Below are 23,200 nucleotides of genomic sequence, written 5' to 3'. Positions count from 1 at the left end.
ATAGGTTAAGAGAGTTTATTAGTGTTTTTCGTTTACTACTATTACTCTAAAGTTAAATGGTAGTTAACTATCGATAAATGGTTTATCGCTTTAAAAATATATTGGTATAGTATCTTTTACCACTTGAGTCTACATCTGAATATATACCTATATCAGATAATGATGATTGTTCTAAATTTTGCTTATGCAAATCACTATTTAACCATGCATTAAAAACTGTTTGAGCAGTTGTATACCCATAAGCTACATTTTCTGACACATGTATTGCGTTAACAGTAACTTGTAGATTTTGTTGTCTTAAAAAGAAGAAGTCATGACTAGGTTGACCTTGATCTATCATATATTTACTGTGAGCTTTTGCTTCTAAACTAGCTACATCTAGCAAGTTTAATTTTGACAACCCTAAATCTTCTCTATGAGAATTAATTAGTTGAATTATTTCTAAGTCTATTGAATTATAATTTATTTCTGTTGAAATATCAGGATTAGTATCGTTTTGACTTGAAATATCTTCTGTAGAACAAGAAGTTATTAATACAAATAAAAAAAGCGCTAATAGTTGGTATATTTTGGTCATGCTGTTAGTTTTATATTTCTAACAACAAAATTATTTTTTATGTTACTTAACAGTTAAAGTATTCGATTAGTGCTTTTTAAAGTATCGATGAATGGAATATTTTTTAAGTTTTAAATTTACAATTACCGTTTAACCTAGTTAAACTATCGATTAAAGTAAGTTTAAACGCTTCATTAACTCTGGACGGTTAGATCTACTTACAGGTATTACATCCTTTTTTATTAATACACTATTATCTTCGATATCTATTATTTTATCTACGTTAATGATATAAGATCTGTGTATTTTTAAAAATAAACTATCTGGTAATTTATCGTGTATTTTTTTTAATGTACTATGTACTGTATAATTTTTTGTTTCTGTTTTAATATGAATATAGTCTCCTTTTGCTTCTACTAGGTATATACTTGGTATATCTATTTTGATAAGCCGTCTATCTATATTTACGTACAAATCATTTACACCAGAGTCTTCTTCAGTCGGGTTTGTTGTAGCTTTAGATGTAAATGTTGCTGATTTTGCTTTATCTAATGCTTTATTAAATCGCTCTTGGGTTATTGGTTTTACTAGGTAATCTACGATACAATCATATTCAAAAGCTTGAATTGCAAAATTTGCATCTGATGTAGTTAAGATAATTTTAGGTGGATTTTTTAATGTCTGTATAAAATCAAAACCAGTAAAATCTGGCATATGTATGTCTAAAAATATTAAATCTACAGTGTTTTGATTTAAGTATTTTATAGCTTGTATAGCATTAGGAAACTCTTCTACCACATTAATATCTGGCACATTAGAGCTAAGTTTATTTATTATTGTTCTTGCTGTAAGCTCGTCATCTATTATTATACAATTCATTAAAAACTAATTATAAGTTATCTAAATAATTAGTTATGACAATTAGTATGTTATCAAATTCTTCTTTAAGATCTGTATTATGGTCTAATAAATTATTTTCATAATTTATTGCAATGTCATAACTTTTTGAAAGACCTAAAATACTAATTTTATGCTTAAGTTTATGAACATTTTCTGCTGCTAGCTTATAATTTTCATTATTTAAGTTTTTATAATACGTTTCTTTTTCTGTCGGAAACTCTTTTTTTACCACATCTAGCAATTGTGCTTCAAATTCTTTATCTCCTCCAGAAAGTGTATTTATATAAGATAGATTAGGCTGTTCCATTTAATTGTTTTTTTATTGTAAAGTAAAATGTTGTTCCTTTATTTATTTCGCTTTCAAGCCAAATTTTACCTTGATATAGTTCGACTATTTTTTTTACGATAGATAATCCTATACCGCTAGAGTCTGCTCGGTTTTCTAACTTTTCAAAGGTTTTAAATATTTTTTCAAAGTAATCACTATCTATCCCTTTTCCGTTATCCTTAACAAAAAACTGCCAGTATTGTTTTTTATCTTCTACTCCAATTTCAATACTTCCTTTAGACTTATCATTATACTTAATAGCATTTGATATTAAATTTTGAAATAATTGTTGCAGCCTATATTTATCTCCTTTTACTGTAGGTAAATTTGCTTTTGTAATAGTGATATGATTTGGTACTTGTATAGTTTTTAGGATTTGATCTACAATTAAATCTAGATCTACATCATAGATTTTTAATTGATTTTTATCTATAGAAGAGTATTCTAAAATGCCGCTAATTAGAGCATCCATTTTTTCTACATTTTCTCTAACTAATTCTAATTGTTTATTTCCGCTTTCTCCTATTTTATCCTTAAAATCTTCTTTAAACCAAGCTGTTAAGGTGTCTATACTTCTTAAAGGTGATTTTAAATCATGAGATACCATGTGTGCATAATCACTTAACTCTTGGTTTTGATATGCTAACTCTGATAGTAATTGTTCTCTTTGTTTATTTATTTCGACAATTTCTTTTGTTTGGTTGTCTATAAACTCGATAAGCTTTAAGCCATCTAAATCTAAATTTAGCGTATTATCCTTATTGTTTTCTGGTAAATTATAAAGCTTTAAGGTATCTAAGACGTGTTTAAGCTTATCTATTACTTCTTTTTGTGCGTCTGCTTCTTCTCTTAATTGTTGATTTGCTGTAAATAACTCTTCAGAGCTTAGTTGCATGGCTCTTTGCTGCATATTAAATTGTTCTTCAAAGTTGTTGTAAGAACTATTTATTGCGTCTAAAAATGTTTTTAAATCATCATTTTTTGCAAATTCTTCAGGTAAAAATTTTCTTATTTGTCGTTTTAATAACGAGTTCATTATTCGCTTATTAAAGTAATTGTCATTGTTTGATTATGTAGTTGACATGATATTTCTCCATCAAAAGGAGCTATTTCTCCGTAAGAATAAAATCCGCTTATGGTGGCGTCTTTACCAATTACTTCAATCACTTCTTCTACTTCTTCTTCTACTCTTTGATCTAAGACTAATTTACGTCCAATACAACTAACTAACATTGCTAGTTCTGGTTTGTTTTGTCTTAAATTCATTGCTTGCTTTGCGGCACGTTCTGATGCATTTGCAATATTATCTACATTAGTCATCATTAATTGAACTTTAGCATTTTCTGGGATATCTCCTGCTAATATTACAGAATTATTAGTTTCGTCTATGTTTAGAATAGATCTTACAATTGGTTGGTCGTCTATTTGTACTTTAACGTTTAAAGGATATAGTAATGCAGCACCTGGTAAGTCTTTGGCTTTATCACCTAAATAGGTTTTGTACAAATCTAAAGCTGGCTGACCATCTAATTCAAATAAAATATTATCATCAGATTTTGTAACTACACGTTCTGGTCCAAAAGGTGTCCAACCACCATAAATAGAAAATGTTACTTCTAAAGTATCTCCGTAAAAACCTATAGCGATTAATTGTCCTTCTTTTGGATTTTCATTATACCCTGCAATTGTTTTTTCAAAACGATCATCGTCACCACAAAGTCCACCTGTTATTAACAAATTATTTTGGGTAACACTATTCATACCTTGCGTTAGTTTTGATCCATTTACAAAACTACCTTCTGATATTACAAATACATGTTTTAAATTATCTTTTGGTAATTGTTGGATTAAATCTTGACCTACTTTGTAACTATCTTGATTATTATTTTTTATGTTACTAGTCTTTATTACAAATGTAGATTTTTCAAACTCTATTGCTGTAATTGTAATACTTTGCTGGTTAACATCATTTGATGAAATTTCTGCGCAAGTTGATCCAAAAACTATTTGTCCATCAGGAAATAGAGTTTTTATATCTTGATATATATTAGCGTCTTCTAACATATATCTGTTACCCAAAACCATTACTAATGGTGCATTAAGTTTTATTTCTTGTCCAATATATTTCCAATCGGAGTTTTTATGTTTTACTAATTGTACTGTTTTCATTTTCTACTTTTTTAGAGTGAAATAAAAAGTGGTTCCTTTATTTAACTCACTTTCTAGCCAAATTTCACCTTTATGGAGATCGACTATTTTTTTTACTATAGACAATCCTACTCCGGTTGAATCTTTACTTTTATTTAATGAATGAAATATTTTAAATATTTTATCGTGAAATTTTTTATCAATACCAATCCCGTTATCTTCTATTGAGAATTGATAGTATGTTTTCTTTTCTGTTACATCTATATTAATTAGTCCTTTGTCTTTATCTATAAATTTTACTGCGTTACTTATTAGATTTTGAAACAATTGCTTTAGTTTGGTTGCATCTCCTTCTAAAGTTGGAAGTTTATTTTTTATGTTAACAGTTATATGATCTGGTATATAGAGTATTTTAAGCAATTCTTCTATTGTATTATCAAGGTTTACACTTGTTAGTTTTGAGTCTGATCCAATACTAGAATATTCTAAAATATCTGTTATTAGCTGCTCCATTTTTTCTAGCGTATTTTCTATTAAAGAAATGTTTTGCAGGCTAACTTGATCTAATTTACCTTGATTATCTTCTTTTAACCAGCTAACTAATGCATGTATACTTCTTAAAGGAGACTTTAAATCATGAGATACTATATGTGCGTACTCTTGTAACTCTGTATTACTTCTCTCTAGTTTACCTAATAGACTTTCTTTTTGTAGTTGTAATGTTTTTAAATCTGTGATATCTAATACTACAACTACACTTCCTACAACTTCATCTTCTAAGTTTAGATTAGGAGATCCGCATACAAACCAAAACCTAGTGTCTCCGTTTTTTCGTTTAACCTTTAACTCAAAAGTACTAGCAACACCTACTTTTCTTTTAGCTATAAACTCTTTTACTTTTCTTGATTCAGATTTTAGAGGAAATAAATCTCTACCTTTTTTGCCTAATATTTCTTCCTCCGTATAGCCGCTCATATTTAGTAAACTTTGGTTTACCATTGTAATATTACCATCTAGATCTGCTTCTATTAAGCCTAAATCCATATTTGCAATAATATTATGGTACTTGTGCTTTTGTTGTTCTAAATTTCTACGATATGTTCTATTTAATGTTACGTCTGAATAGGACCATAAATGTCCATTATATCCATCTGCTATATTAATTGGTATGTAGTCTCTTTCTACTATTGTACCGTCTTCTAATGTTATTTCTTTTCTAAGCTCTGATTTATTTTCTTTTATTAAAATATCAGAGTTTTTGGTAAATGTTTCTTCTTTAAATAAAGCTCTGTTACTTTTAATAATAATGTCATTATAATTTAGCCCAACTAGATCTTCTGGATTTTCATTTATTTTAAATAATTGACAAAATTTATTATTTACTAGTACTGCATTTCTTTTATTATCTTCTAATAAAATTGCAGTATCTAAGCTTTGTACTAATGTAGATAATTGCTTTTCTGACTTGTAAATCTTTAAATTAGCTTTATGCTCTTTTGTAACATCTTCTATAGTGGCTACTATATAATCTAAATCTCCTGAGTTATTTTTTACAGATAGTATTTTTGTTTTAGCCCATAAAAAAGAACCATCCTTTTTTACATAGCGTTTTTGTAATGTTGCACTGTCAATTTCTCCTTTAAGTAATTGTTTTCTTATAGCTTTAGTTTCTGGCTCATCTTCAGGATGTGTTATTTCTTGTGGACTAACGCCATCAAATTCTTCTTTAGAATATCCTAACATATCTAAAAAAGATTGATTAACTAATGTTAAATCTTGAGTTTTTACATCTGTTAGAGTAATACCTATTGGTGAGTTATCTACAATTATATTAAGCTTTTTTTGCTGGTCTTCTATTTGTTTTTTTAATTGTTTTTCTTCTGTAATATCTCTAACTATACCTTGTGCTGCAATGGGCTTTTTGTGTTTATCAAATATAAGACTTGCGTTAATATGCACCCATTTTATAGTACCATTTCCTGTAACAATTCTAGCTTCAAAGTCTCTGTAATATCCTTTTGTCTTAAGTAAATAAAAAGATTCTAATGCCAATGGTAAATCTTTATGATAGACAAAGTCTAAAACATTTACTGATTGCTTATTAATATCGTACCCAAATAATTTGGTTGCTGCGTCATTAAATTTTAAGACATTACCAGGAAGATCCATAACAACATAGGCGTCTAAGATATTATCAAAGACGCCTTTTAATTGTGATGATTTTTCTGCTAGATGATTTTGCAAAAGCTTTGTAGCATTATAAAGCTCTTTAGACTTATCCTCTAATATTTTTTCAGCAGCTTTTCTTGCTGCTTTTTCTCTTGCTAATGTTCTTTTTAATATTTCAATGTCTTTTTGACTCATTATTGTTGGTGGATAATAAATCTTACTTCTGTACCGTCTTCTTTTATTTTTTCAAATTCGATATTTGCTGTAGCATTAAAATGCTCAAAGGTTTTATTCATTAATCCTAAACCAAATCTATACATCGCTCTGCTTGATTTGTAAATCATTTTTAGGTAACCTTCTCCCTTTTCTTCTATAACAAAAGTAGGTAGCTCTGCATCTGGATAGATCTTCATTACTTCTACGTGTATATGATTTTCTATTGAAGAAAGCATTTCAATTGGATCTTTATAAGTAGCTATTAAACCTGGGTAGCTTGTTTCTATTACGCTAAAAAAATGTTCTGCGTATACTTGTAGTAAATCGTCTGTTGATATGTTTGTATAACTACTTAGATTTTGAAGTAATTGAAGCATTTCTGAAAAACTATATGTGCCTACAGATGTGTATACACCATTAGATGGTAGATCTGCATTTTCTATAATACGATCTACCATCTCTAATCCAAATTTATCTTCGACTAACTCTAAAAACTCCGTAAATACAATTCCTTTCATCTTATACTACTATCAACTCGTTAACACTCCAATAGTTTAATACTCTTTCTATTTTACTAACGTAATCTTCGTATTTTAGCGGTTTAATTACGTATCCAGCAATACCTATTTTATAACATTCTAACAGGTCTTTTTGATTATTAGATGTTGTTAAAATTATAGTTGGTATATATTTTAAAACCTCATCGTTTTTTAAGATACTTAAAAACTCTATACCATTAATTTTAGGCATATTTAAATCTAACAAAATTATATCGGGTAGATTGTCTTTTTTTTCTAAAATTTTAAGAGCTTCTTCTCCATTATTAGCTTCAACAATGTTATGATTTAATTTTAAAGAAGAGATTGTTCTATTCAACTTCATGATTTCGATCATATCATCTTCTATCAATAAGATATTTAACTTATTTTTCATATCGAGGGATTTATAATTCTCGAAAGGTAGAACATTAGTATTAGACATAAATTTAATTTCGTTTAATGCTTTTAAACTAAAGGTCAAAAGCGATTAAGTGTCGACGAATGGTAATAAAATGTCGTAAAAAATTACTTACAAAATTTTAAAGCTCTCAAAGTATTTTTTTGAGCTAATAATTTTGTTTGCTCTAAATCCTTTAATAACCCTCTAACATGTTGCTGTTGCTGCTTGTTTATTAGATAATCTTCTATTAAATCTATACATTGTAGTTGCTGCATACTACAGTATAAAGGCTTGTAAGAAGTTGTTGATAGACTACGGCAACTATGCGATTGATATAGACCTTTATTAACCATTAATCATTTTTTTATGCAAAATTAACTTATGGTTATTCTAAAATTTAATTTTATTCTACGTTTAGCCCTTTTTGTTAGACCAAACTTAAATATCTATAGATTAATTGTTATTTATGTTTAATTGGCTTTGTTGTTTTTTTGTTAATTTACTGACTACCAAACTATATGATTGATCTATTAAATCGCAAAGTAAAGCGTAAGTTATTTCGTTTTTACTTAAATAAATAGTATTCCAGTGTGTTTTATTCATATGATATGCGCCTTTTATGCTATCATATTCTTCACGTAACTCTAACGCATATTTTGGATCACATTTAAGTGAAATAGAGCCTTCTCCAGCTTCCCATTTTTCTAACGGAAGTAACGCAAACATTTTACCACATACTTTAAAAACTAATGTATCTTGATCAAAAGGAAATGTTTCTTCTGTTTGCGGTTTTTGAAGACAATATTGATAAACCTGCCCTAAATTCATGTTTAGAGTTAAGACTCAATTTTATGTTGCTTGATTTTTTTTAAGGTGTTATTCCTTTTTGTTTTTAAGTTTTTAGTTTCTACCTTGGTTAATGGCGGAATGTCTAAACTTTCTAGGGTTTCATTTAAATAAAGTAGTAATCTGTTCATAATAGCAAATTTTAATTAACTTTTCTTTAAGATAAAAAAACTAAGACAAATTAACGAATTCTTTATTCGTTTTTCGACAAAACGAACGTCAAAACTACATTTTTTAACGTTTAAATGTTATTTTGTTAACTTTGGTTGCTCTTCTGAATGAATAGTCAAGGATTGATAATCTAATGTCCAACCAATAGTTTCAACAATATTTTCTATTAATTGTAAAGATTCTAAAGCTTCTTGTTTGGCAACATTATATAAGCCGCTTTCTGGAACTTTTTTTAGGATATGTTGTTTCGCTTCTTCGTTTAAAGCTGTAAGATCTGCTGCTTCAAACTTATTGAAATAACCATCTTTTTTGTCGTAGTAATTTAAGTTAGTTTCTATAGACAATATTTCTGGTTGAGGAAAGCTTTTGATTATAACTGTTTTGGTATTTTGGTTTGCCTCTAAGCTTATTTTATTAAAATCAAAACCTACATGTGCTTTTGCATTAATAACTACTAATGCTTTTTTACGACTTGAGACTAGTTTTAAAAAACGTTCTTTTACATCTTCGTAATGATATATTTCTGCAAAGTCGCCTTCTACAGTTATAAACTTGCAAACTTTTTTAATTTTATCTAAAAGAATTATCGATTGTGATGAAACTCTTTTTTTGTTCTTTAAATGTTTTACATAGGTAGATATTGCTAAAACAACAAGTCCACCAATGATTAATGAGATAAAAATTTCCATTATATATGTCCTAAATGTGTGTTTTTAAAATTATCGGCATATTTAAGTCCGTAACCAAAAACTCGGTCTAAAGCAGCATGAGAAAACAGAATGATTCCTATTAATTGCATGACTTCGATTTCAAAATAAACTCCAACTAAAAAAATTAAAATTGCTAATCCTTTATGATGAAACACATTATAAGTTAATGCTCCTGTTTTTGTATTTATTAAATAACCTAACATACCAATATCAGGTAACAAAATTAATACCAAAAACCACCACCAAGTGTAACTTAAGGTAGAAAACAAGTAAATACCTAATGCGAATTGTAATAATTCTTCTAGTTTTAAAACAGATTTCATTTTATTCTATTTTATAAAGAATAGGCTTACTTGGTGTAGCATCGTTTTCAAAAGGTGCGATTTGTAAATTTAAAATGTATTTACCGTCTTGAATTTTATTTTTCACGTAAATAAATTCGGTTATGGTGGCGTTTTTTCTAATCTTACCATCAACATCCCAAAATGCTTTATGCGCTAATAATTTACCATCGTCTTTTTCTTTATCTACACTTGGCAAGTCTACCAAAAGGTGCTGTACACCTATTTTTTTTATAAATTCTGCCGCATCTTCGGTTAAGTAAGGCCAATTAGTATTAGAGTATTGTCTAGAAAGCTTATCTTTTGTATTTGGCATTGTACGAATAACTAATGCTTCTGGCTTACGTTGTTTTAGTAAAAATTTTAATTGCGATTTAGATATCACGTAATCTTCGTCTATTTTTTCTGGTGCTACAGTGATTACCTCTGCTCTAAAGAAAAAAGTTTTTAAGCATTTATTAATGCTATAAAATTTTTCGGTAATATGTCCAACACACTCGGTATGCGTACCATGTGCATGCGGATTAAATTGAATATTATTAAAGTTAATAGACGCACCTTCTTTTACACTTGCAGTCCACTCGCCTATTTGCGCTGGTTCAATTTTAGGCTCTTCAATATACCATGCATTTGCGTTATCCTTTGATCCTCTAATTGACATAGAAATATCTAAAGGTTTAGATAAGTCTATTGTGTATTTTATAGTGTTTATTGTAATTACTGTTTTCATCTAATTAATTTAACATGAATAGCTCACTTGCTATTCCGTCAGTTAAAAATTTTCCTTTTTTTGTAGCTTTTAAGCTGTCCTTTTCAATATACAATAATTGTTCATTGATATAAAACTGAGCCTCTTTTATTAAGAAATTTTTATAATGAAGCCCAAACTTGTCTTCTATTTTAGATAATGACACGCCCCAAATTGTTCTTAATCCAGTCATGACAAACTCGTTATACTTATCATTTTTTGTTAATGTTTCAATCTCTAATGGCAGGACATTTTCTTCAATTTTTTTGATGTAAATGGAATTATTTTTAACATTCCAAGCACGTTGGTCACCGTTAAAACTATGTGCAGATGGACCAATACCAATATATGGTTTACCTAACCAATAGGCACTATTGTTTTTACTGTAATAACCTGGTTTTGCAAAGTTAGACAGCTCATAATGCTCAAAACCAGCTTCTTCTAATTGTTCTATTAGTTGATGAAATTGTTTGTGTGCAACTTCATCATCTACATCGTCAATAATTCCTTTGTCTATAAAATTTGCTAATGCTGTTTTAGGCTCGACAGTTAGTGCGTAACTTGAAATATGTGGTACGCCAAAACTTAGCGCTGTTTCAATATTATTTAACCATTCTTGCGATGTACTATTTGGAATTCCGTAGATTAAATCTAAGCTAATGTTATCAAAGTATTGCGTCGCAATTTCTAAACATTTTTTTGCCTCTTCGGAATTGTGAGCACGATTCATCAACTTTAAATCTTTCTCATAAAAGGATTGTATACCAATACTTAGTCTATTGATTGGCGATTGGGATAATTCTATAATTTTCTCTTCAAATAAATCGTCTGGATTGGCTTCTAAAGTAATTTCTGGTGACGTTGCTACTGAGTAATTTTTATGTACCGTATCTATTAAAAATTGTAATTCTTCAATGGATAATAGACTTGGTGTACCACCACCAAAATAGATAGTTTCTACAGTTGTATTTTTAAATTCATCTTTACGAAGTTGAAGCTCTTTTGCTAAAGCAGAAATTAATTGATCTTTCTTTTTTAACGACGTCGAAAAATGAAAGTCGCAATAATAACAGGCTTGTTTGCAAAATGGTAAGTGAATGTAGATGCCGGACATATCAGTTGTCAATAAACAATTAACAGGAAACAATTAGCAGTAGTCAATTTACAAATTATCAGATATCAATGATTAGTGACCAACTAACAGTTAAGGTATTTTATTTATTCTTGTTTTTTTAAGTATTGAAAATAATATTTTTGATAGTTCGTCAGTGTTTGAGTGTAATTTATCAAACTCTATTTTACTTAAAAAATCTGAATCTTTAAGTAAGCTTAACCAGTACTTAGTCTCTAAGCTTTCTTTATAAGCAATTGAAATTTTAGCAGAAAAATCAGCATTTGATATTGCACCGTTTGCTTCTGTAACATTAGCTCCAATGGACGTACCAGATCTTAATAATTGTTTAGATAAGATAAACTCTTTTTTTGAATTAGTTAATTCTTTATAAACATTAACAATTTGAAGAGCTAATTGATACGATTTATCAGCTAAAGGATTATTTGCTTGTTTAGACATTGATAACTGTTTATTGTTTATTGATTTTTGTTGGGTTTTGTTTTACAAAACTTGCCCAACCCGAATAGCTTTTACCAATTTCTACGCGACCTTGATTGTAAAAATGACAAACTGCTGCTGCTAAACCATCGGTAGAATCTAAGTTTTTTGGCAAAGTTTTTAGTTTCAATAAACTTTGCAGCATTTTTGCTACCTGCTCTTTACTAGCATTACCATTACCTGTAATTGCCATTTTGATTTTTTTTGGCGAATATTCGGTAACTGGTACTTCTCTACTTAAACCTGCCGCCATAGCAACGCCTTGCGCACGACCTAACTTAAGCATACTTTGTACGTTTTTACCAAAAAAAGGCGCTTCGATAGCGATTTCGTCAGGATGATGCGTGTCAATTAATTCTATAGTTCTTTCAAAAATCAATTTCAATTTTAAGTAATGGTCGTCGTATTTTTTTAAGTCTAGCTCGTTAAGTTGTAAAAAGCTCATCTTTTTATTTTCAACTTTAATCAAGCCAAAACCCATAATGGTTGTTCCGGGATCAATACCTAATATAATTTGTTCTTTTGCCATTAATTACAAGTTGCGCAACCGCTTAAAGAAACTGCAACACCAACAGTTACGGTTAATAAATTACCGTTAAACGATCCATAACCTTCTGTAATAGGATCGAAATCGCTTGCAAATCCCATAATGTAAGATGCGTCGATATATGCAGAAACAGTTCTACTTATTCCGTAATGAAATTCCATTCCGCCCATAGCATTTAAATAAGACGTTTTATTATCGCCATAAGCATCTAAAGGTTTTATCATAGAATAACCAGGACCAACATGAAAAACTACACCTGTACCAAATGGTAAAAACGTAAAATCTGATGTAGCATCATAAACAAACTGTGCATTTACACGTGTGTAGTTTACTTTAAAATCTGGTGTATTATCGGCATTTACAAATCTATTATACCCAAAATCTACTTTAGCTCCTAATTGATTAGTAAACATATGCTGAACTCCTAAATTTATGGTCGGAAAATTTAATCCATCAGCCTCAAAAGGCGTTACAAATCCATCTTGACTTGGGCTATTTACACCTACAGCAATTAGAGCTTTCCATTTACTAGTTTCTATTTGTGCTTTTACTGTGTTTAATCCAAACATCAAAAAAGCAACCAAACAAATGATTTTAAATCTTGATAACATTGTGTGTTTTTTAGTTTATTTTGCAAGCACTTTCAGAAAAAATAAGATGAATAGTAGCTTACCTTACAAAACTAAGCAATTCTTTTTTGTACTTATCAAATTAAGTATAGTTGTTGGCGCTTTTTACTTTATTTATCAAAAATTACTTAATAATCCTGATTTAAAATTTGAAGATTTTTTACGTTCTCTAGACAAAAACGAGCTATTTTCAACAAAAAACATCATTTTTTTAGTGTTTTTAAGTAGTTTTAATTGGTTTTTAGAAATTTTGAAATGGCGATTTTTAATCTCAAAAATCAAAAGAATAAGTTTTTTAGAAGCTACTGAGCAAAGTTTGGGCGCACTAACAGCTTCAATTTTTACACCAAATCGTATAGGCGAATACGGCGCAAAAGCGATTTACTTTGCAAAAACGCATCGTAAAAAAGTACTGCTTTTAAACCTAATTAGCAATATGCTTCAAATGAGTGTTACTGTTATTTTAGGTGTAATTGGGCTTGTTTTTTTATATCACAATTATGAAGTCAATATTGGTTATCGATTTATTAGAGCTTTAATATTATTGGCTTTAATTACTTTGTTTACCGTATTTGGTTTTAAACAAAAAAGATTTAAGATTAAAGGTTTTTCTTTTGAAAAGGTGATTAATTACATCAAAAATTTAGGTCTAAAATATTTAGGTATTGGCTTTTTATTATCGGTGTTAAGATATGCTGTATTTTCTTTTCAGTTTTATTTTATTTTGACACTTTTTGGGACTCAATTAAACTATGTTGATGCCATGATTTTAATTACATCCATGTATTTATTGGCTTCAATTATTCCGACAATTTCAATTTTTGATGTTGTGATAAAAGGTAGTGTTGCGCTGTATGTTTTTGGACTAGCTGATATTAACCAATTACCTATTTTAAGCTGTATTTTATTAATGTGGCTACTTAATTTTGCACTGCCTAGCGTTTTTGGTAGTTACTATGTACTTAACTTTAATGTTCTAAAAAACCATAATTAATGCTTGTTATTACAGTTGTTATATTGCTTTTGTATTTATTTTTAATAGGAAAATTTGCTTTTGCAATTGATAAAGTAACTGTTTTTAAACTGAATGATAGTCCTGCAAAAACAAAATTTACGGTAATTGTTCCTTTTAGAAATGAAGCCGAAAATTTACCAGCGCTATTAAATTCTATTGCAGAGTTAAATTACCAAGCTTCGCTTTTTGAAATCATTTTAGTTAATGATGATTCTGAAGATCCTTCAAAAGATATTGTTACTAAGTTTATTTCAACTTCAACTTTGGACATTAAATTAATTGAAAACGAAAGACAATCCAATTCGCCTAAAAAAGATGCGATTTCTTCAGCAATAAAAATTAGCAACTATGATTGGATTATCACAACCGATGCCGACTGTGTTTTACCAAAATATTGGCTAGATAGTTTTGATGCTTTTATCCAACAAAACGATGCCAAAATGGTAGTTGGACCAGTTACTTATCATCAGGTTAATGGGTTTTTAAAGCACTTTCAGCTTTTAGATTTTTTAAGTTTAACAGGAAGCACTATTGCTGGTTTTGGTATTGGTAAACCATTTTTATGTAATGGTGCTAATTTGGCTTACAAAGCATCCTTTTTTAATAGCATGAATGGTTTTGAAGGCAATGATACCATTGCAAGCGGAGATGATATTTTTTTAATGGAAAAAGCTTTAAAGACAGATGAAAATTTTGTTAGATATTTAAAAAGCACACATGCTATTGTGCAGACAATACCGCAACCAGATTTTAAAAGTTTACTATCGCAACGCATACGTTGGGCTAATAAAGCATCTAACTACAATAATAATTTTGCTAAGTTGGTTGGGTTAATGGTTTTACTAGCAAATTCTGTAATTGTCATTGGTTTTGTGTTAATGGTTTTAGGGTTATTTCATTTTAAGACCTTTACTTATTTATTTCTTTTAAAGCTGCTTATAGATTTTCTTTTAATTTATAAAACAAGTGTGTTTTTCAGCAAAGAACAAGCATTAAAATACTATTTACCGTCAAGTTTATTATATCCTCTTTTTAGTGTTTACGTTGCTGTTGTTGGCTCGTTTTCAAGTTACAAATGGAAAGACAGACGCTTTAAGAAATAGTTTATTAGTTTAAAAATTTCTACTTTAGCATAGAACCAAATTACAATCTCTATGAAACGTTTACTTTTCATTTTAAGCTTATGTGTTTCAACATTAAGTTTTGCACAACAAACCTACTCTGTTAATGGCGAATCTTTAAAATTAGACACTGAAGTAGAAGGCACTTTAGAACTACTTTGGACTTCTGTTGATGGGCAATTTAGATATTTTATTAAAACCGAAGACAACGCTGTAACCGAACTTAAAAACACTAAAGGCAACAACAATAAGTACCAAAACGAATATCAAACTACACTTACTAATTTAACTGACATGGATGCGTCTAAAACTAAATTTACATTATTTGGTTTGAAGCAATTTGTAAATAAATATAACGCTTCTGTAGACGATACTTATACAGCTAATGATGGTAAACCAAAACTTAAAACTAGATTAAGTGTTTTTGGAGGTTTAACTAACAATCCTTTTGTAAATAACCCTGATAATGAAAACAGTCTGTTTTTTGGGACTGAGCTAGAAATTGTCCAAGACAAAGCACAACCTAAACATGCTGGATTTGTTAACCTAAGATACATTGCAGAAAATGACAATCTACAATATAGTGCTACACAATTAGCTTTAGGCTATAGATTTAGGTTTATAAATCAAGATAATTTTAATGTTTACGCGCAAACTAAATTTGCAACATTAACTAATGTAAACGCAACTTATATAGTTGAAAACCCTGAAAACCCAGGAAATTTAATAGAAAACGAAGTCTCTAATACCGAATTTGACGCACCTTTAATTTTTGGACTTGGTGCCGATTTTAAAGTTGGTAATGGTTATATCACTTTAATATTTGACTCTTTATTTGCTGCATTTATAGATAATGAAGATAACTTTCCTACAGATGTAGCTTTAGGCTATAAATTTAACTTATAAATGAGTTTAATAGACAAAACTTCTAATCCTGTTTTTGACGGTTACTTTTGGGATAATTACGACCAAGAACCCAAAAAAATGACCGTTGGTGGCATTTTATTAAAAACCTTGTATTGCCTATTAATTATAACTGCAATTGTTGTTGGTATTTGGAAACTACAAACACAAGGCACAAGTATAAAATGGTTTGCTTCTGGTGGTGGTATTGCTGCAATAGTGATTAGTATTATCATCTCGGTTAGGCAACAATGGGCTCATTTTTTGGTTCCATTATACTCGGTTGCAAAAGGTTTTTTTCTTGGAGGAATTACTGCTTATGCTCAAGCAAAATTTCCGGATTTACCGTATCAAGCAATTGGTGTTACTATAATAACATTTTTTGTAATGTTATTACTTTATCAAACACGCATTATTATTGTTACCAAAAAGCTACGAAGTATTATTATTACTACTTGTGCTAGTATTTTTGTAGTTTATATCATCACATGGGTTTTAAGCTTTTTTGGCATAAAGAGCTTTATTTGGGGAACAAGTTGGTTTGCTATTGGCTTTAATATTTTTGCTATTGTTTTCGCAGCTTTATCATTACTCTTAGACTTTGATTTTATTGAAAGACAAAAACATCGTGCGCCAAAACACAAAGAATGGCTTGCTACTTGGGGATTATTAGCAACTCTTATTTGGTTATATGTTGAAGTTTTAAGGTTGATGAAAAAGTTTGCTGTTAAGTTTCCGAAGTAGTTTTTTTAGATTCTTCGCTGCGCTCTGCAATGACAAAAAAGTTAATAATCTTTTAATTAACCTGAAGAACAATAGGTAATTTAAATTGTGTTTTCACTTGCTGACCGCGCTTTAAAGCTGCATAAATTGGAGGCAAACTGTCTAAACTACTTTCTATTATTTGTTGAATATTTGGTAACTCTGATATAGTTAAAGAATCTACTGTAAATTTTTCAATTTGTAATTGTCCTTTTTCTGAAATTAAAAATTCTAAAATTATAGTGTCATTAATATCCTGAGTCACCACAAAGGTTTCTTTAGCTAATTGTGTACTTATGTGGTTGGCTAACGTAGTTTCAAAACACTGTTTTTTATTAGTCAATGTGTCTAAAGAATCGCAAACAGGAAAGCTTGGATATGTGTCTACTTCGTTCCAATTAAATGTTTTTAATTCCTTTTTTAGAATAGCATCTTTTGATGTCTTTTTAGCTTCAAAATACTGACAAGACACTAACAAAAGGAATATAAAAAAAATTGCTATTTGCTTCATATTAAACAAGTATCGCCGAAAAATACGATTTTTACTTGATAATTGTATATTTATTAGGTGTTGACCATAAAAAAACCGAAGCAAAAGACTTCGGTTGTAACTTTTTAAAAAGAAAAATTACTAATCTACTTTAAAGGTTATTGGTAAGCTATAAGGCACATTAACTTGTTTACCTTTATCTGTACCAGGTGTCATTTTTGGTAATAAATTAATCACTCTGATAGCTTCTTCTTCTAAATCTTTATGTGGTGCTCTAGCTTTTACATTTACTACATCTCCATTAACATCTATTTTAAAGCTTACAAAAATGCGTTTTACACCTTTTTCTAAACCAAGTGTATTTGCTAGTTCTGTATTGAAGTTTTTCATAACATGCTCGTTAATTTTATTTGAAAAACACTCTTTTTGTTCTTTAAGATTAACTAATGTTTCACAACCTTCAATTAATGGGACTTGTTCTATAATACTAAAAGGAACATCTATTTCGTTATTTGTATCGTGAATGTAATCGCCTTTTGGTTCTCTAACTTCAATTTTAATATGTCTGTAACCATCAGATATTACCAAAGCATGATACCATTCTTCTTTATTTATTTGCGCTAATTTTGACTGTTTCAATGCTTCTTCTTCAGTAGTTAAATTATCTAAATCTTCTACTAATAATCTTAAAGTACCTCTTTTTGGATTGCCAATCCAATTATCTTTAGACTCTTGGGTTTCTTTATTTTTTAAATAGTCTTGATAGGTTTGATTTTTTATTTCATTAATGAAATTTGCAGACTTACCATTTTTTAACTTAAAATCTTCTGCCATAAACAAAAACTTAGCTTTAAGTCTTGCATATTGGTCTAAAGTGTTTAAGTAATTATTATAATCTGCCTTATTCTCTGAAAACAATTTTTCAATATTATCTTTATACTTGCTTCTATAATCGTTTAAGTATTTTTCTACCAATTCTTCTTCCGTTAATGTGGTTTGTTCTGTATTTGCTTTACTAGTTTCGTCTTGAGAACATGAAGAATACACCAACATTGCTGTAATCATTGGTATTAGTAGCAAGTACTTAATTAAATAGACTGGTTTTGATTTTGATTTTTTTAACATAATAATTCGTTTTTTGATTAATGATTGTTTAAAAAATGGATTGACGAAAGGCAACGATTTTACATCAAAAATTTGCTGTAATAAACGCTGATAATAGTCTTTTTTATTGACGGTTTTTATGGCATTTTGGTCGGCAATATATTCGTGCACTTGTATTAAATATCCTTTGTAGACATATACTAAAGGATTAAACCAAAGTGCAATTTTTAATACTTCTAACCACAATAAATCTATGCTGTGTTTTTGTTTAACATGAATAAGCTCATGTGCCAAAATACTTTCTTTTTGTTGTTCTGTTAGTTGGTTACCAATAAACACATAGTTAAAAAAGGAAAAAGCAACAGTTGTATTTGACAGTGATAAGATTTGATATCCTTTAGACTTTACTTTTTTAGATTTTGCCCATAATTTTAAAAGTTTAGATAGTTTAAAGACAAAAATTAAAAATGCAATACAACTACCTAAAATGATAATATTGTTAAGCGTTAACCATGAGGTTTTATTGGCAATAGTTGAAGCTTCTGTAATTATTTGTGGTGTTTTTTTCACGTTACCTAAAACAACTTCTGGTAAAACAACTACATATTTACTTGGTAAGGTTTTAGTAAAACTTTCAATTTTAATAAAAGGCAAGAGTAATGACAATACAGAAGTTGATAATAAATAACAACGGTTGTAATTAAAAAACGTTTCTTTTTTTAAAAGCGCTTCATAAACCAATAAAAATATAAGTTGAAAAGCTATTATTTGAATGATATAGGTAATCATAACTATTCGTTTTTATTGATTTCTTTTAAAACACTTTCTAGCTCTTCAATATTTATATCATTTTTCTTCACAAAAAAAGACACCATACTTTTAAAAGATCCTTGAAAATAATTTTCGACCAAGGTGTTTAAGCTTTGATTGCTATAGTCTTGTTTTTTAAGTATAGGAAAATACACATGTCCCTTTCCTTTTTTTTCATAATCTACAAATCCTTTGGATTCTAAAATCCTAACAATTGTAGAAACCGTGTTGTAAGCTGGTTTAGGTTCTGGAAGTATATTAATTATATCTTTTACATTAGCTTTTTCTAATTGCCAAAGGACTTGCATAATATCTTCTTCTGCTTTTGTAAGTGGTTTCATTTTTATAACTAAAGTTTTAGTTGAATACAACAAATATAACTAAAAAATTAGTTTAAACTAATTTTTTAGTTTAAAAATGTAACATAACAGAAATATAATCGTCATATAAACAAAAACTTATGGATATTTTTTTAACCATTATTGGCTTTGCATTTATCTTGTTAGGCTTAGTTGGAAGCATCTTACCAATTTTACCTGGTCCACCTTTAAGTTGGATTGGTTTGTTATTTTTATTTATTACAGACGCTGTGCCCAACGACACTTCTTTCTTGATTATAACCTTAATCGTTGCATTATTAATTTTTGCTTTAGACTACATCATACCTGCAATTGGTACTAAAAGATTTGGCGGTAGTAGATCCGGAATGATTGGGACAACGTTAGGTTTAATTATAGGACTAATTGCGCCAATACTATTTGGTATTATTATTGGACCTTTTGTTGGTGCGTACTTGGGTGAGTTATCTAATAAAGCAGATTCTAAAACTGCTTTAAAAGCTGCTTTTGGCTCCTTTTTAGGTTTTGTAACTGGTACTTTTTTAAAGTTTATTGTAGCAGTAGTCTACATGGGCTTTTTTATTAGTACGTTTTGGGAATTTAAGCATTTAATTTTTTAATTTTTTTAATCATATATATAAAATGAAAAAGCAACATCGAGCGATGTTGCTTTTTCTTGTGTGTAAATGTAAATGCTATTAACCAAACTAAGTTTATAAGGGAAAATACTTAAATTAATAGTCATTACAAATATAAGTAATTGTATATTATACCTTTACGGTTTTTACCGTAAGTAGATTGCGGTAAAAACCATAAGCCTTAAGTATAGGTAGACTTTTAAAGCTTTTTTTAACGTTAAACAAAATTGTAATTTTCTTTAAAAGTTTTTATATGTAGCCTTTTTCTTTCGCAATTTTAATTAAAGTTTCATCCTTACCATCCTCAACAAAGAAAAGTTCTTTTATGTTTTTCTTTCTTTTTTCAATTGCACTTAATGTTAAGTCTAAATGTTTAACTAAATCTTTTGTCTTTACACCTAATGATAAAAGATGAAGCATTTTATGATTTACCAAATCTAAAGTTATTGGATTTTGTAAGCTTTTTCTTAGTATTCTATTTATAGTACCACTATAAAATGGAGGATTATTTTGAATGGCTTGAAAAGCACTAGCTAGCTCACTAGAGGTTAAATCGCTTTTTATTAAAAATCCTTCTGGGTTTATAGTTTTTATAATATCATGTATTCTATAAACTTCATCAAACATAGTCAGAATTACTATTTTGGCATCTTCTTCTACCATTCTTACTCGTTTTGCTAAATCTTCTCCAGATTTATATAAGCCATCACTAGACTCTGGTATACTAATATCAAAAAAATAAATATTGTAAGGTACGCCTATGCTTTTTGCTTTTTTCATGGCTTTTAATGCCGAATCACAATCTGAAGCTATATCTATTGTCAAAGACTGGTTTTCTTTTTTTGTAGCCATTAATGTATGCATATAGCCTTCTATAATCATTGGATGATCATCAACCATTAGTATTTTTAACTCTTGAGTTTTCATGTTTTTTTAGTTAGTTTAAATATTTGGGACAGTAATTGTAACAGATGTTCCTTTATTTATTTGAGATGTGACATTAAAATTTCCGTTAATTTCCTTTAATCTATCTTTTATATTTTTTAGACCAATTCCGTTTTTAGTTTTGGTTTGGTCAAATCCAACACCATTATCTGTTATTTTTAAATTTAATTTATTTTTATCTAAATAAAACTCGATATCAACTAACGTTGATTCTGCATGTTTATAGATGTTTTGCATAGTTTCTTGCAAGATTCTATACAAGTGAATTTTTATTTTGTTATCAAGCATATCCCAATTAATATTAGAATCTGCTTTAAACGTATAATCGATATTGTAGGCTGTCATTTGAGTTTCGACTAGGTTGTTAACCATATTGAAGTATCCTGATTGATTAACAAAATCTGAATTTAACTCATGAGAAACCTTTCTTATATCGTCTTCTATATTTTTTAATTCAGAAATGTATTTACTTCGTTTTGAAATTGCATCTTCTGTATTAACTAGATTTAAGCTATCTAGACTTAATCTTGCTCCAAAAAGTCGTCCTAAGATACCATCATGCATTTCTTGAGAAATTCGGTTTTTCTCTACGCTACGTGCTTCGTCTATTTTTTCTTGTTGAGAGAGCATTAACTTATAGATCTCTTCATTTGCTTCTTGTTGCTGTTTTTGTAGTTGTAACTCTTTATTTTTTTCTCTTTGAGATTTAATGATATACAAGAAGAATAAAACGCCTAATAATCCTACAGATATAAAAATTAACCATTGTCTTTGCTTAGAGATTTGTTCTTTCTCTTGAAGAATTTCGTCTGTTTCAAACTCAATTCTAGCAAATTTATTTCTGTTTGTTCGTTCTTTGGAGATTAAACTATCGTTTAACCTTATATGTTCATATAAGTATGCTTTAGATTGCTCTCCTGTTTCGGTTTTGGCTTTTAGTATTAACGCATCTAAGACAGTTTGGTTTTCTCCTACTTCATTTGCTTTATTGTATGCTATATTTGCATATTTTTGAGCAGAATCTATTTGCTTTTGGTGTAAGTATAATTCTGAAATAAAAGAGGCGATAATAGATTGTTCTACTTTTATATCTTGATCAATAGAAAATTTGTATGCTGTTTTAAATGTGTTTTCTATTTCTTCTGAAACAAAATTACCTTTTAAAAACTTGGCGTAGGCTAAATTTGAAATTATAGAAACATAGGTTTGAGGATCTTCTTCCTTTAATGTTTCTAAGTTTTTTATATTATTTAATACTTGTATTGTTTTATCATAATCTCCTTTTCTGCGATGTACTATGGCTATGTTCATCTCTGAAAAGTCTTTATAATATTTATACTTTTCAGCTTTTAATTTTTCTGCATACTCTAAAGCTTTATTATGATATTCAATAGACTTATCAAACCTTTTTACTTTACTTGAGACTATACCAATTAAATTATTAAAAGCCCATAGGTTAAGGTTGTTTCCGTCAGATATTGGCAATGTTTTTGCTATTTCTATTCCTTTAATGGCATTTATTTCTGCACCTATATAATCTCTTTCAGACTCTTGTATGTTAGCCATATTAAGGATAATATTAGATTCGTTTTGTATATCTTTTAAAAGCTCGTAAAGTTTTCTGGCATTGTAATAATAGTAATAAGCGCTGTCATTTTTATTACTCTCTGCAAAGTAAAATCCTAGATTATTATTTGCATAAGCCATCTTAAGAGAGTCTTTTATTTTAGTAGAAATTTTAAGATTTTCTTTATTTACCCTATATAAAGAATCATACTGCCCAGACACTATAAATAACCAAGATAACACTCTGTTACTTGCTAATACTGTAGAGTCTTTATCATATTTTTTTGAAAGCGAAATAGCTTCTCTAGCATATTCAAACCTTTTAGATATGTTTAAATCTGAATTATTGGCTTGTTTCCTTAGTTTTAAAATTTTTAAAATAGGGTCTTCTTCTTTAGCTTTTGGTGAAGAAGTAAAAGAGAAAAAAGTGATTAGTAAGGTTATATATAATATATATTTCACTAAGTAGAGTTCTTAATAAATCAAATTTAAAATATTTTAAATAAAAAACTAATCCTCTTCTAACTGTTATGTTAGAAGAGGATTTTTATATAATTAAATATATATGTCTTAGCCTTGCGTTGGTACCTTTGATACTTTTTTATCTGTCATCGAGATTAAATCTACTTGTACCTCTTTTACTTCTTT

General features: G+C 28.8%; 27 protein-coding genes. 5 read left to right on the top strand and 22 right to left on the bottom strand.

The features are described 5' to 3' along the window. Positions 1-82 precede the first annotated feature (82 nt). The 17 genes from H574_RS0112665 to H574_RS0112580 form a co-directional block, all read right to left on the bottom strand. The gene (locus H574_RS0112665; protein ID WP_027880935.1) at positions 83-577 is read right to left on the bottom strand and encodes a CAP domain-containing protein; all 495 of its coding nucleotides are present in this window, start codon (positions 575-577) and stop codon (positions 83-85) included. A 150-nt stretch (positions 578-727) separates the two neighbouring features. Continuing rightward, positions 728-1,435, bottom strand: a complete 708-nt coding sequence (locus tag H574_RS0112660; protein WP_027880934.1) for a LytR/AlgR family response regulator transcription factor — start codon at positions 1,433-1,435, stop codon at positions 728-730. 10 nt (positions 1,436-1,445) lie between these two features. Further along, on the bottom strand, positions 1,446-1,763 hold the full coding sequence (locus tag H574_RS0112655) for a hypothetical protein (RefSeq protein ID WP_027880933.1): 318 nt from the start codon (positions 1,761-1,763) through the stop codon (positions 1,446-1,448). Continuing rightward, positions 1,750-2,820, bottom strand: a complete 1,071-nt coding sequence (locus H574_RS0112650; protein ID WP_027880932.1) for a sensor histidine kinase — start codon at positions 2,818-2,820, stop codon at positions 1,750-1,752. Before H574_RS0112650 ends, H574_RS0112655 begins: the two co-directional genes overlap by 14 nt. Beyond that, positions 2,820-3,953, bottom strand: a complete 1,134-nt coding sequence (locus tag H574_RS0112645) for an FIST signal transduction protein (protein ID WP_027880931.1) — start codon at positions 3,951-3,953, stop codon at positions 2,820-2,822. Before H574_RS0112645 ends, H574_RS0112650 begins: the two co-directional genes overlap by 1 nt. A 3-nt stretch (positions 3,954-3,956) precedes the next feature. After that, a complete protein-coding gene (locus H574_RS0112640; RefSeq protein WP_027880930.1) occupies positions 3,957-6,296 on the bottom strand; it encodes a PAS domain-containing sensor histidine kinase in 2,340 nt (779 codons plus the stop codon). Next, positions 6,296-6,835, bottom strand: a complete 540-nt coding sequence (locus H574_RS0112635) for a heme NO-binding domain-containing protein (RefSeq protein ID WP_027880929.1) — start codon at positions 6,833-6,835, stop codon at positions 6,296-6,298. Before H574_RS0112635 ends, H574_RS0112640 begins: the two co-directional genes overlap by 1 nt. Position 6,836: 1 nt before the next feature. Further along, the gene (locus H574_RS0112630; protein ID WP_027880928.1) at positions 6,837-7,250 is read right to left on the bottom strand and encodes a response regulator; all 414 of its coding nucleotides are present in this window, start codon (positions 7,248-7,250) and stop codon (positions 6,837-6,839) included. A gap of 459 nt (positions 7,251-7,709) precedes the next feature. Next, entirely contained in the window at positions 7,710-8,084 is a 375-nt protein-coding gene (locus H574_RS0112620; RefSeq protein WP_027880926.1) for an MmcQ/YjbR family DNA-binding protein, read from the bottom strand. An 8-nt stretch (positions 8,085-8,092) separates the two neighbouring features. Beyond that, positions 8,093-8,233, bottom strand: coding sequence for a hypothetical protein (locus H574_RS14675; RefSeq protein ID WP_155912676.1), 141 nt, complete (start codon positions 8,231-8,233; stop codon positions 8,093-8,095). Positions 8,234-8,350: 117 nt separating this feature from the next. Next, on the bottom strand, positions 8,351-8,962 hold the full coding sequence (locus H574_RS0112610; RefSeq protein WP_027880925.1) for a DUF4230 domain-containing protein: 612 nt from the start codon (positions 8,960-8,962) through the stop codon (positions 8,351-8,353). Further along, a complete protein-coding gene (locus tag H574_RS0112605) occupies positions 8,962-9,306 on the bottom strand; it encodes a DUF4260 domain-containing protein (protein ID WP_027880924.1) in 345 nt (114 codons plus the stop codon). Before H574_RS0112605 ends, H574_RS0112610 begins: the two co-directional genes overlap by 1 nt. Before the next feature lies 1 nt (position 9,307). Beyond that, complete coding sequence (locus H574_RS0112600; RefSeq protein WP_027880923.1) at positions 9,308-10,054, bottom strand: cyclase family protein; 747 nt, start codon at positions 10,052-10,054, stop codon at positions 9,308-9,310. A 4-nt stretch (positions 10,055-10,058) separates the two neighbouring features. Then, the gene (gene hemW, locus H574_RS0112595) at positions 10,059-11,186 is read right to left on the bottom strand and encodes a radical SAM family heme chaperone HemW (RefSeq protein ID WP_027880922.1); all 1,128 of its coding nucleotides are present in this window, start codon (positions 11,184-11,186) and stop codon (positions 10,059-10,061) included. A 90-nt stretch (positions 11,187-11,276) separates the two neighbouring features. Continuing rightward, a complete protein-coding gene (locus tag H574_RS0112590; RefSeq protein ID WP_027880921.1) occupies positions 11,277-11,645 on the bottom strand; it encodes a four helix bundle protein in 369 nt (122 codons plus the stop codon). A 10-nt stretch (positions 11,646-11,655) separates the two neighbouring features. Next, positions 11,656-12,213, bottom strand: a complete 558-nt coding sequence (gene ruvC, locus H574_RS0112585) for a crossover junction endodeoxyribonuclease RuvC (RefSeq protein WP_027880920.1) — start codon at positions 12,211-12,213, stop codon at positions 11,656-11,658. Further along, complete coding sequence (locus H574_RS0112580) at positions 12,213-12,842, bottom strand: hypothetical protein (protein ID WP_027880919.1); 630 nt, start codon at positions 12,840-12,842, stop codon at positions 12,213-12,215. The genes ruvC and H574_RS0112580 overlap by 1 nt, the downstream gene beginning before the upstream one ends. A gap of 46 nt (positions 12,843-12,888) precedes the next feature. On the opposite strand from H574_RS0112580, the gene H574_RS0112575 reads away from it, so the two are divergent. Genes H574_RS0112575 through H574_RS0112560 form a run of 4 tightly spaced genes read left to right on the top strand, consistent with a single transcriptional unit; the run spans position 12,889 to position 16,643 of the window. Beyond that, on the top strand, positions 12,889-13,854 hold the full coding sequence (locus tag H574_RS0112575; RefSeq protein WP_027880918.1) for a lysylphosphatidylglycerol synthase domain-containing protein: 966 nt from the start codon (positions 12,889-12,891) through the stop codon (positions 13,852-13,854). Beyond that, the gene (locus tag H574_RS0112570) at positions 13,854-14,978 is read left to right on the top strand and encodes a glycosyltransferase family 2 protein (RefSeq protein ID WP_027880917.1); all 1,125 of its coding nucleotides are present in this window, start codon (positions 13,854-13,856) and stop codon (positions 14,976-14,978) included. Before H574_RS0112575 ends, H574_RS0112570 begins: the two co-directional genes overlap by 1 nt. 51 nt (positions 14,979-15,029) lie before the next feature. Further along, entirely contained in the window at positions 15,030-15,902 is an 873-nt protein-coding gene (locus H574_RS0112565) for a hypothetical protein (RefSeq protein ID WP_027880916.1), read from the top strand. After that, a complete protein-coding gene (locus H574_RS0112560) occupies positions 15,903-16,643 on the top strand; it encodes a Bax inhibitor-1/YccA family protein (RefSeq protein WP_027880915.1) in 741 nt (246 codons plus the stop codon). 52 nt (positions 16,644-16,695) lie between these two features. On the opposite strand, the gene H574_RS0112555 is transcribed toward H574_RS0112560, so the two are convergent. The 3 genes from H574_RS0112555 to H574_RS0112545 all read right to left on the bottom strand — a co-directional run bounded on the left by H574_RS0112555 (position 16,696) and on the right by H574_RS0112545 (position 19,406). Continuing rightward, entirely contained in the window at positions 16,696-17,172 is a 477-nt protein-coding gene (locus tag H574_RS0112555) for a hypothetical protein (protein WP_027880914.1), read from the bottom strand. A 120-nt stretch (positions 17,173-17,292) separates the two neighbouring features. Next, positions 17,293-19,044: a M56 family metallopeptidase gene (locus H574_RS0112550; protein ID WP_027880913.1), complete on the bottom strand. Its 1,752-nt coding sequence runs from the start codon at positions 19,042-19,044 to the stop codon at positions 17,293-17,295. 2 nt (positions 19,045-19,046) lie between these two features. After that, positions 19,047-19,406: a BlaI/MecI/CopY family transcriptional regulator gene (locus tag H574_RS0112545; RefSeq protein WP_027880912.1), complete on the bottom strand. Its 360-nt coding sequence runs from the start codon at positions 19,404-19,406 to the stop codon at positions 19,047-19,049. A 119-nt stretch (positions 19,407-19,525) separates the two neighbouring features. Here H574_RS0112545 and H574_RS0112540 point away from each other — a divergent pair, with 119 nt between their 5' ends. Beyond that, positions 19,526-20,023, top strand: a complete 498-nt coding sequence (locus H574_RS0112540; RefSeq protein WP_027880911.1) for a DUF456 domain-containing protein — start codon at positions 19,526-19,528, stop codon at positions 20,021-20,023. Between the two features lie 267 nt (positions 20,024-20,290). On the opposite strand, the gene H574_RS0112535 is transcribed toward H574_RS0112540, so the two are convergent. Next, complete coding sequence (locus H574_RS0112535; RefSeq protein WP_027880910.1) at positions 20,291-20,968, bottom strand: response regulator; 678 nt, start codon at positions 20,966-20,968, stop codon at positions 20,291-20,293. Between the two features lie 15 nt (positions 20,969-20,983). Then, complete coding sequence (locus tag H574_RS0112530; protein ID WP_027880909.1) at positions 20,984-23,014, bottom strand: tetratricopeptide repeat-containing sensor histidine kinase; 2,031 nt, start codon at positions 23,012-23,014, stop codon at positions 20,984-20,986. Positions 23,015-23,200 lie beyond the last annotated feature (186 nt).

This window comes from Mesoflavibacter zeaxanthinifaciens DSM 18436, from assembly GCF_000422365.1.
Classification (GTDB): Bacteria; Bacteroidota; Bacteroidia; order Flavobacteriales; family Flavobacteriaceae; genus Mesoflavibacter; species Mesoflavibacter zeaxanthinifaciens.
Note: the sequence above shows the minus strand (reverse complement) of the source record. Positions and strands in the feature narration are given on the sequence as shown.

Bases quoted from the DNA above. Each gene is read 5' to 3' on its own strand.
- H574_RS0112665 (WP_027880935.1), bottom strand. From the start codon at position 577: ATGACCAAAATATACCAACTATTAGCGCTTTTTTTATTTGTATTAATA.
- H574_RS0112660 (WP_027880934.1), bottom strand. From the start codon at position 1,435: ATGAATTGTATAATAATAGATGACGAGCTTACAGCAAGAACAATAATA.
- H574_RS0112655 (WP_027880933.1), bottom strand. From the start codon at position 1,763: ATGGAACAGCCTAATCTATCTTATATAAATACACTTTCTGGAGGAGAT.
- H574_RS0112650 (WP_027880932.1), bottom strand. From the start codon at position 2,820: ATGAACTCGTTATTAAAACGACAAATAAGAAAATTTTTACCTGAAGAA.
- H574_RS0112645 (WP_027880931.1), bottom strand. From the start codon at position 3,953: ATGAAAACAGTACAATTAGTAAAACATAAAAACTCCGATTGGAAATAT.
- H574_RS0112640 (WP_027880930.1), bottom strand. From the start codon at position 6,296: ATGAGTCAAAAAGACATTGAAATATTAAAAAGAACATTAGCAAGAGAA.
- H574_RS0112635 (WP_027880929.1), bottom strand. From the start codon at position 6,835: ATGAAAGGAATTGTATTTACGGAGTTTTTAGAGTTAGTCGAAGATAAA.
- H574_RS0112630 (WP_027880928.1), bottom strand. From the start codon at position 7,250: ATGAAAAATAAGTTAAATATCTTATTGATAGAAGATGATATGATCGAA.
- H574_RS0112620 (WP_027880926.1), bottom strand. From the start codon at position 8,084: ATGAATTTAGGGCAGGTTTATCAATATTGTCTTCAAAAACCGCAAACA.
- H574_RS14675 (WP_155912676.1), bottom strand. From the start codon at position 8,233: ATGAACAGATTACTACTTTATTTAAATGAAACCCTAGAAAGTTTAGAC.
- H574_RS0112610 (WP_027880925.1), bottom strand. From the start codon at position 8,962: ATGGAAATTTTTATCTCATTAATCATTGGTGGACTTGTTGTTTTAGCA.
- H574_RS0112605 (WP_027880924.1), bottom strand. From the start codon at position 9,306: ATGAAATCTGTTTTAAAACTAGAAGAATTATTACAATTCGCATTAGGT.
- H574_RS0112600 (WP_027880923.1), bottom strand. From the start codon at position 10,054: ATGAAAACAGTAATTACAATAAACACTATAAAATACACAATAGACTTA.
- hemW (WP_027880922.1), bottom strand. From the start codon at position 11,186: ATGTCCGGCATCTACATTCACTTACCATTTTGCAAACAAGCCTGTTAT.
- H574_RS0112590 (WP_027880921.1), bottom strand. From the start codon at position 11,645: ATGTCTAAACAAGCAAATAATCCTTTAGCTGATAAATCGTATCAATTA.
- ruvC (WP_027880920.1), bottom strand. From the start codon at position 12,213: ATGGCAAAAGAACAAATTATATTAGGTATTGATCCCGGAACAACCATT.
- H574_RS0112580 (WP_027880919.1), bottom strand. From the start codon at position 12,842: ATGTTATCAAGATTTAAAATCATTTGTTTGGTTGCTTTTTTGATGTTT.
- H574_RS0112575 (WP_027880918.1), top strand. From the start codon at position 12,889: ATGAATAGTAGCTTACCTTACAAAACTAAGCAATTCTTTTTTGTACTT.
- H574_RS0112570 (WP_027880917.1), top strand. From the start codon at position 13,854: ATGCTTGTTATTACAGTTGTTATATTGCTTTTGTATTTATTTTTAATA.
- H574_RS0112565 (WP_027880916.1), top strand. From the start codon at position 15,030: ATGAAACGTTTACTTTTCATTTTAAGCTTATGTGTTTCAACATTAAGT.
- H574_RS0112560 (WP_027880915.1), top strand. From the start codon at position 15,903: ATGAGTTTAATAGACAAAACTTCTAATCCTGTTTTTGACGGTTACTTT.
- H574_RS0112555 (WP_027880914.1), bottom strand. From the start codon at position 17,172: ATGAAGCAAATAGCAATTTTTTTTATATTCCTTTTGTTAGTGTCTTGT.
- H574_RS0112550 (WP_027880913.1), bottom strand. From the start codon at position 19,044: ATGATTACCTATATCATTCAAATAATAGCTTTTCAACTTATATTTTTA.
- H574_RS0112545 (WP_027880912.1), bottom strand. From the start codon at position 19,406: ATGAAACCACTTACAAAAGCAGAAGAAGATATTATGCAAGTCCTTTGG.
- H574_RS0112540 (WP_027880911.1), top strand. From the start codon at position 19,526: ATGGATATTTTTTTAACCATTATTGGCTTTGCATTTATCTTGTTAGGC.
- H574_RS0112535 (WP_027880910.1), bottom strand. From the start codon at position 20,968: ATGAAAACTCAAGAGTTAAAAATACTAATGGTTGATGATCATCCAATG.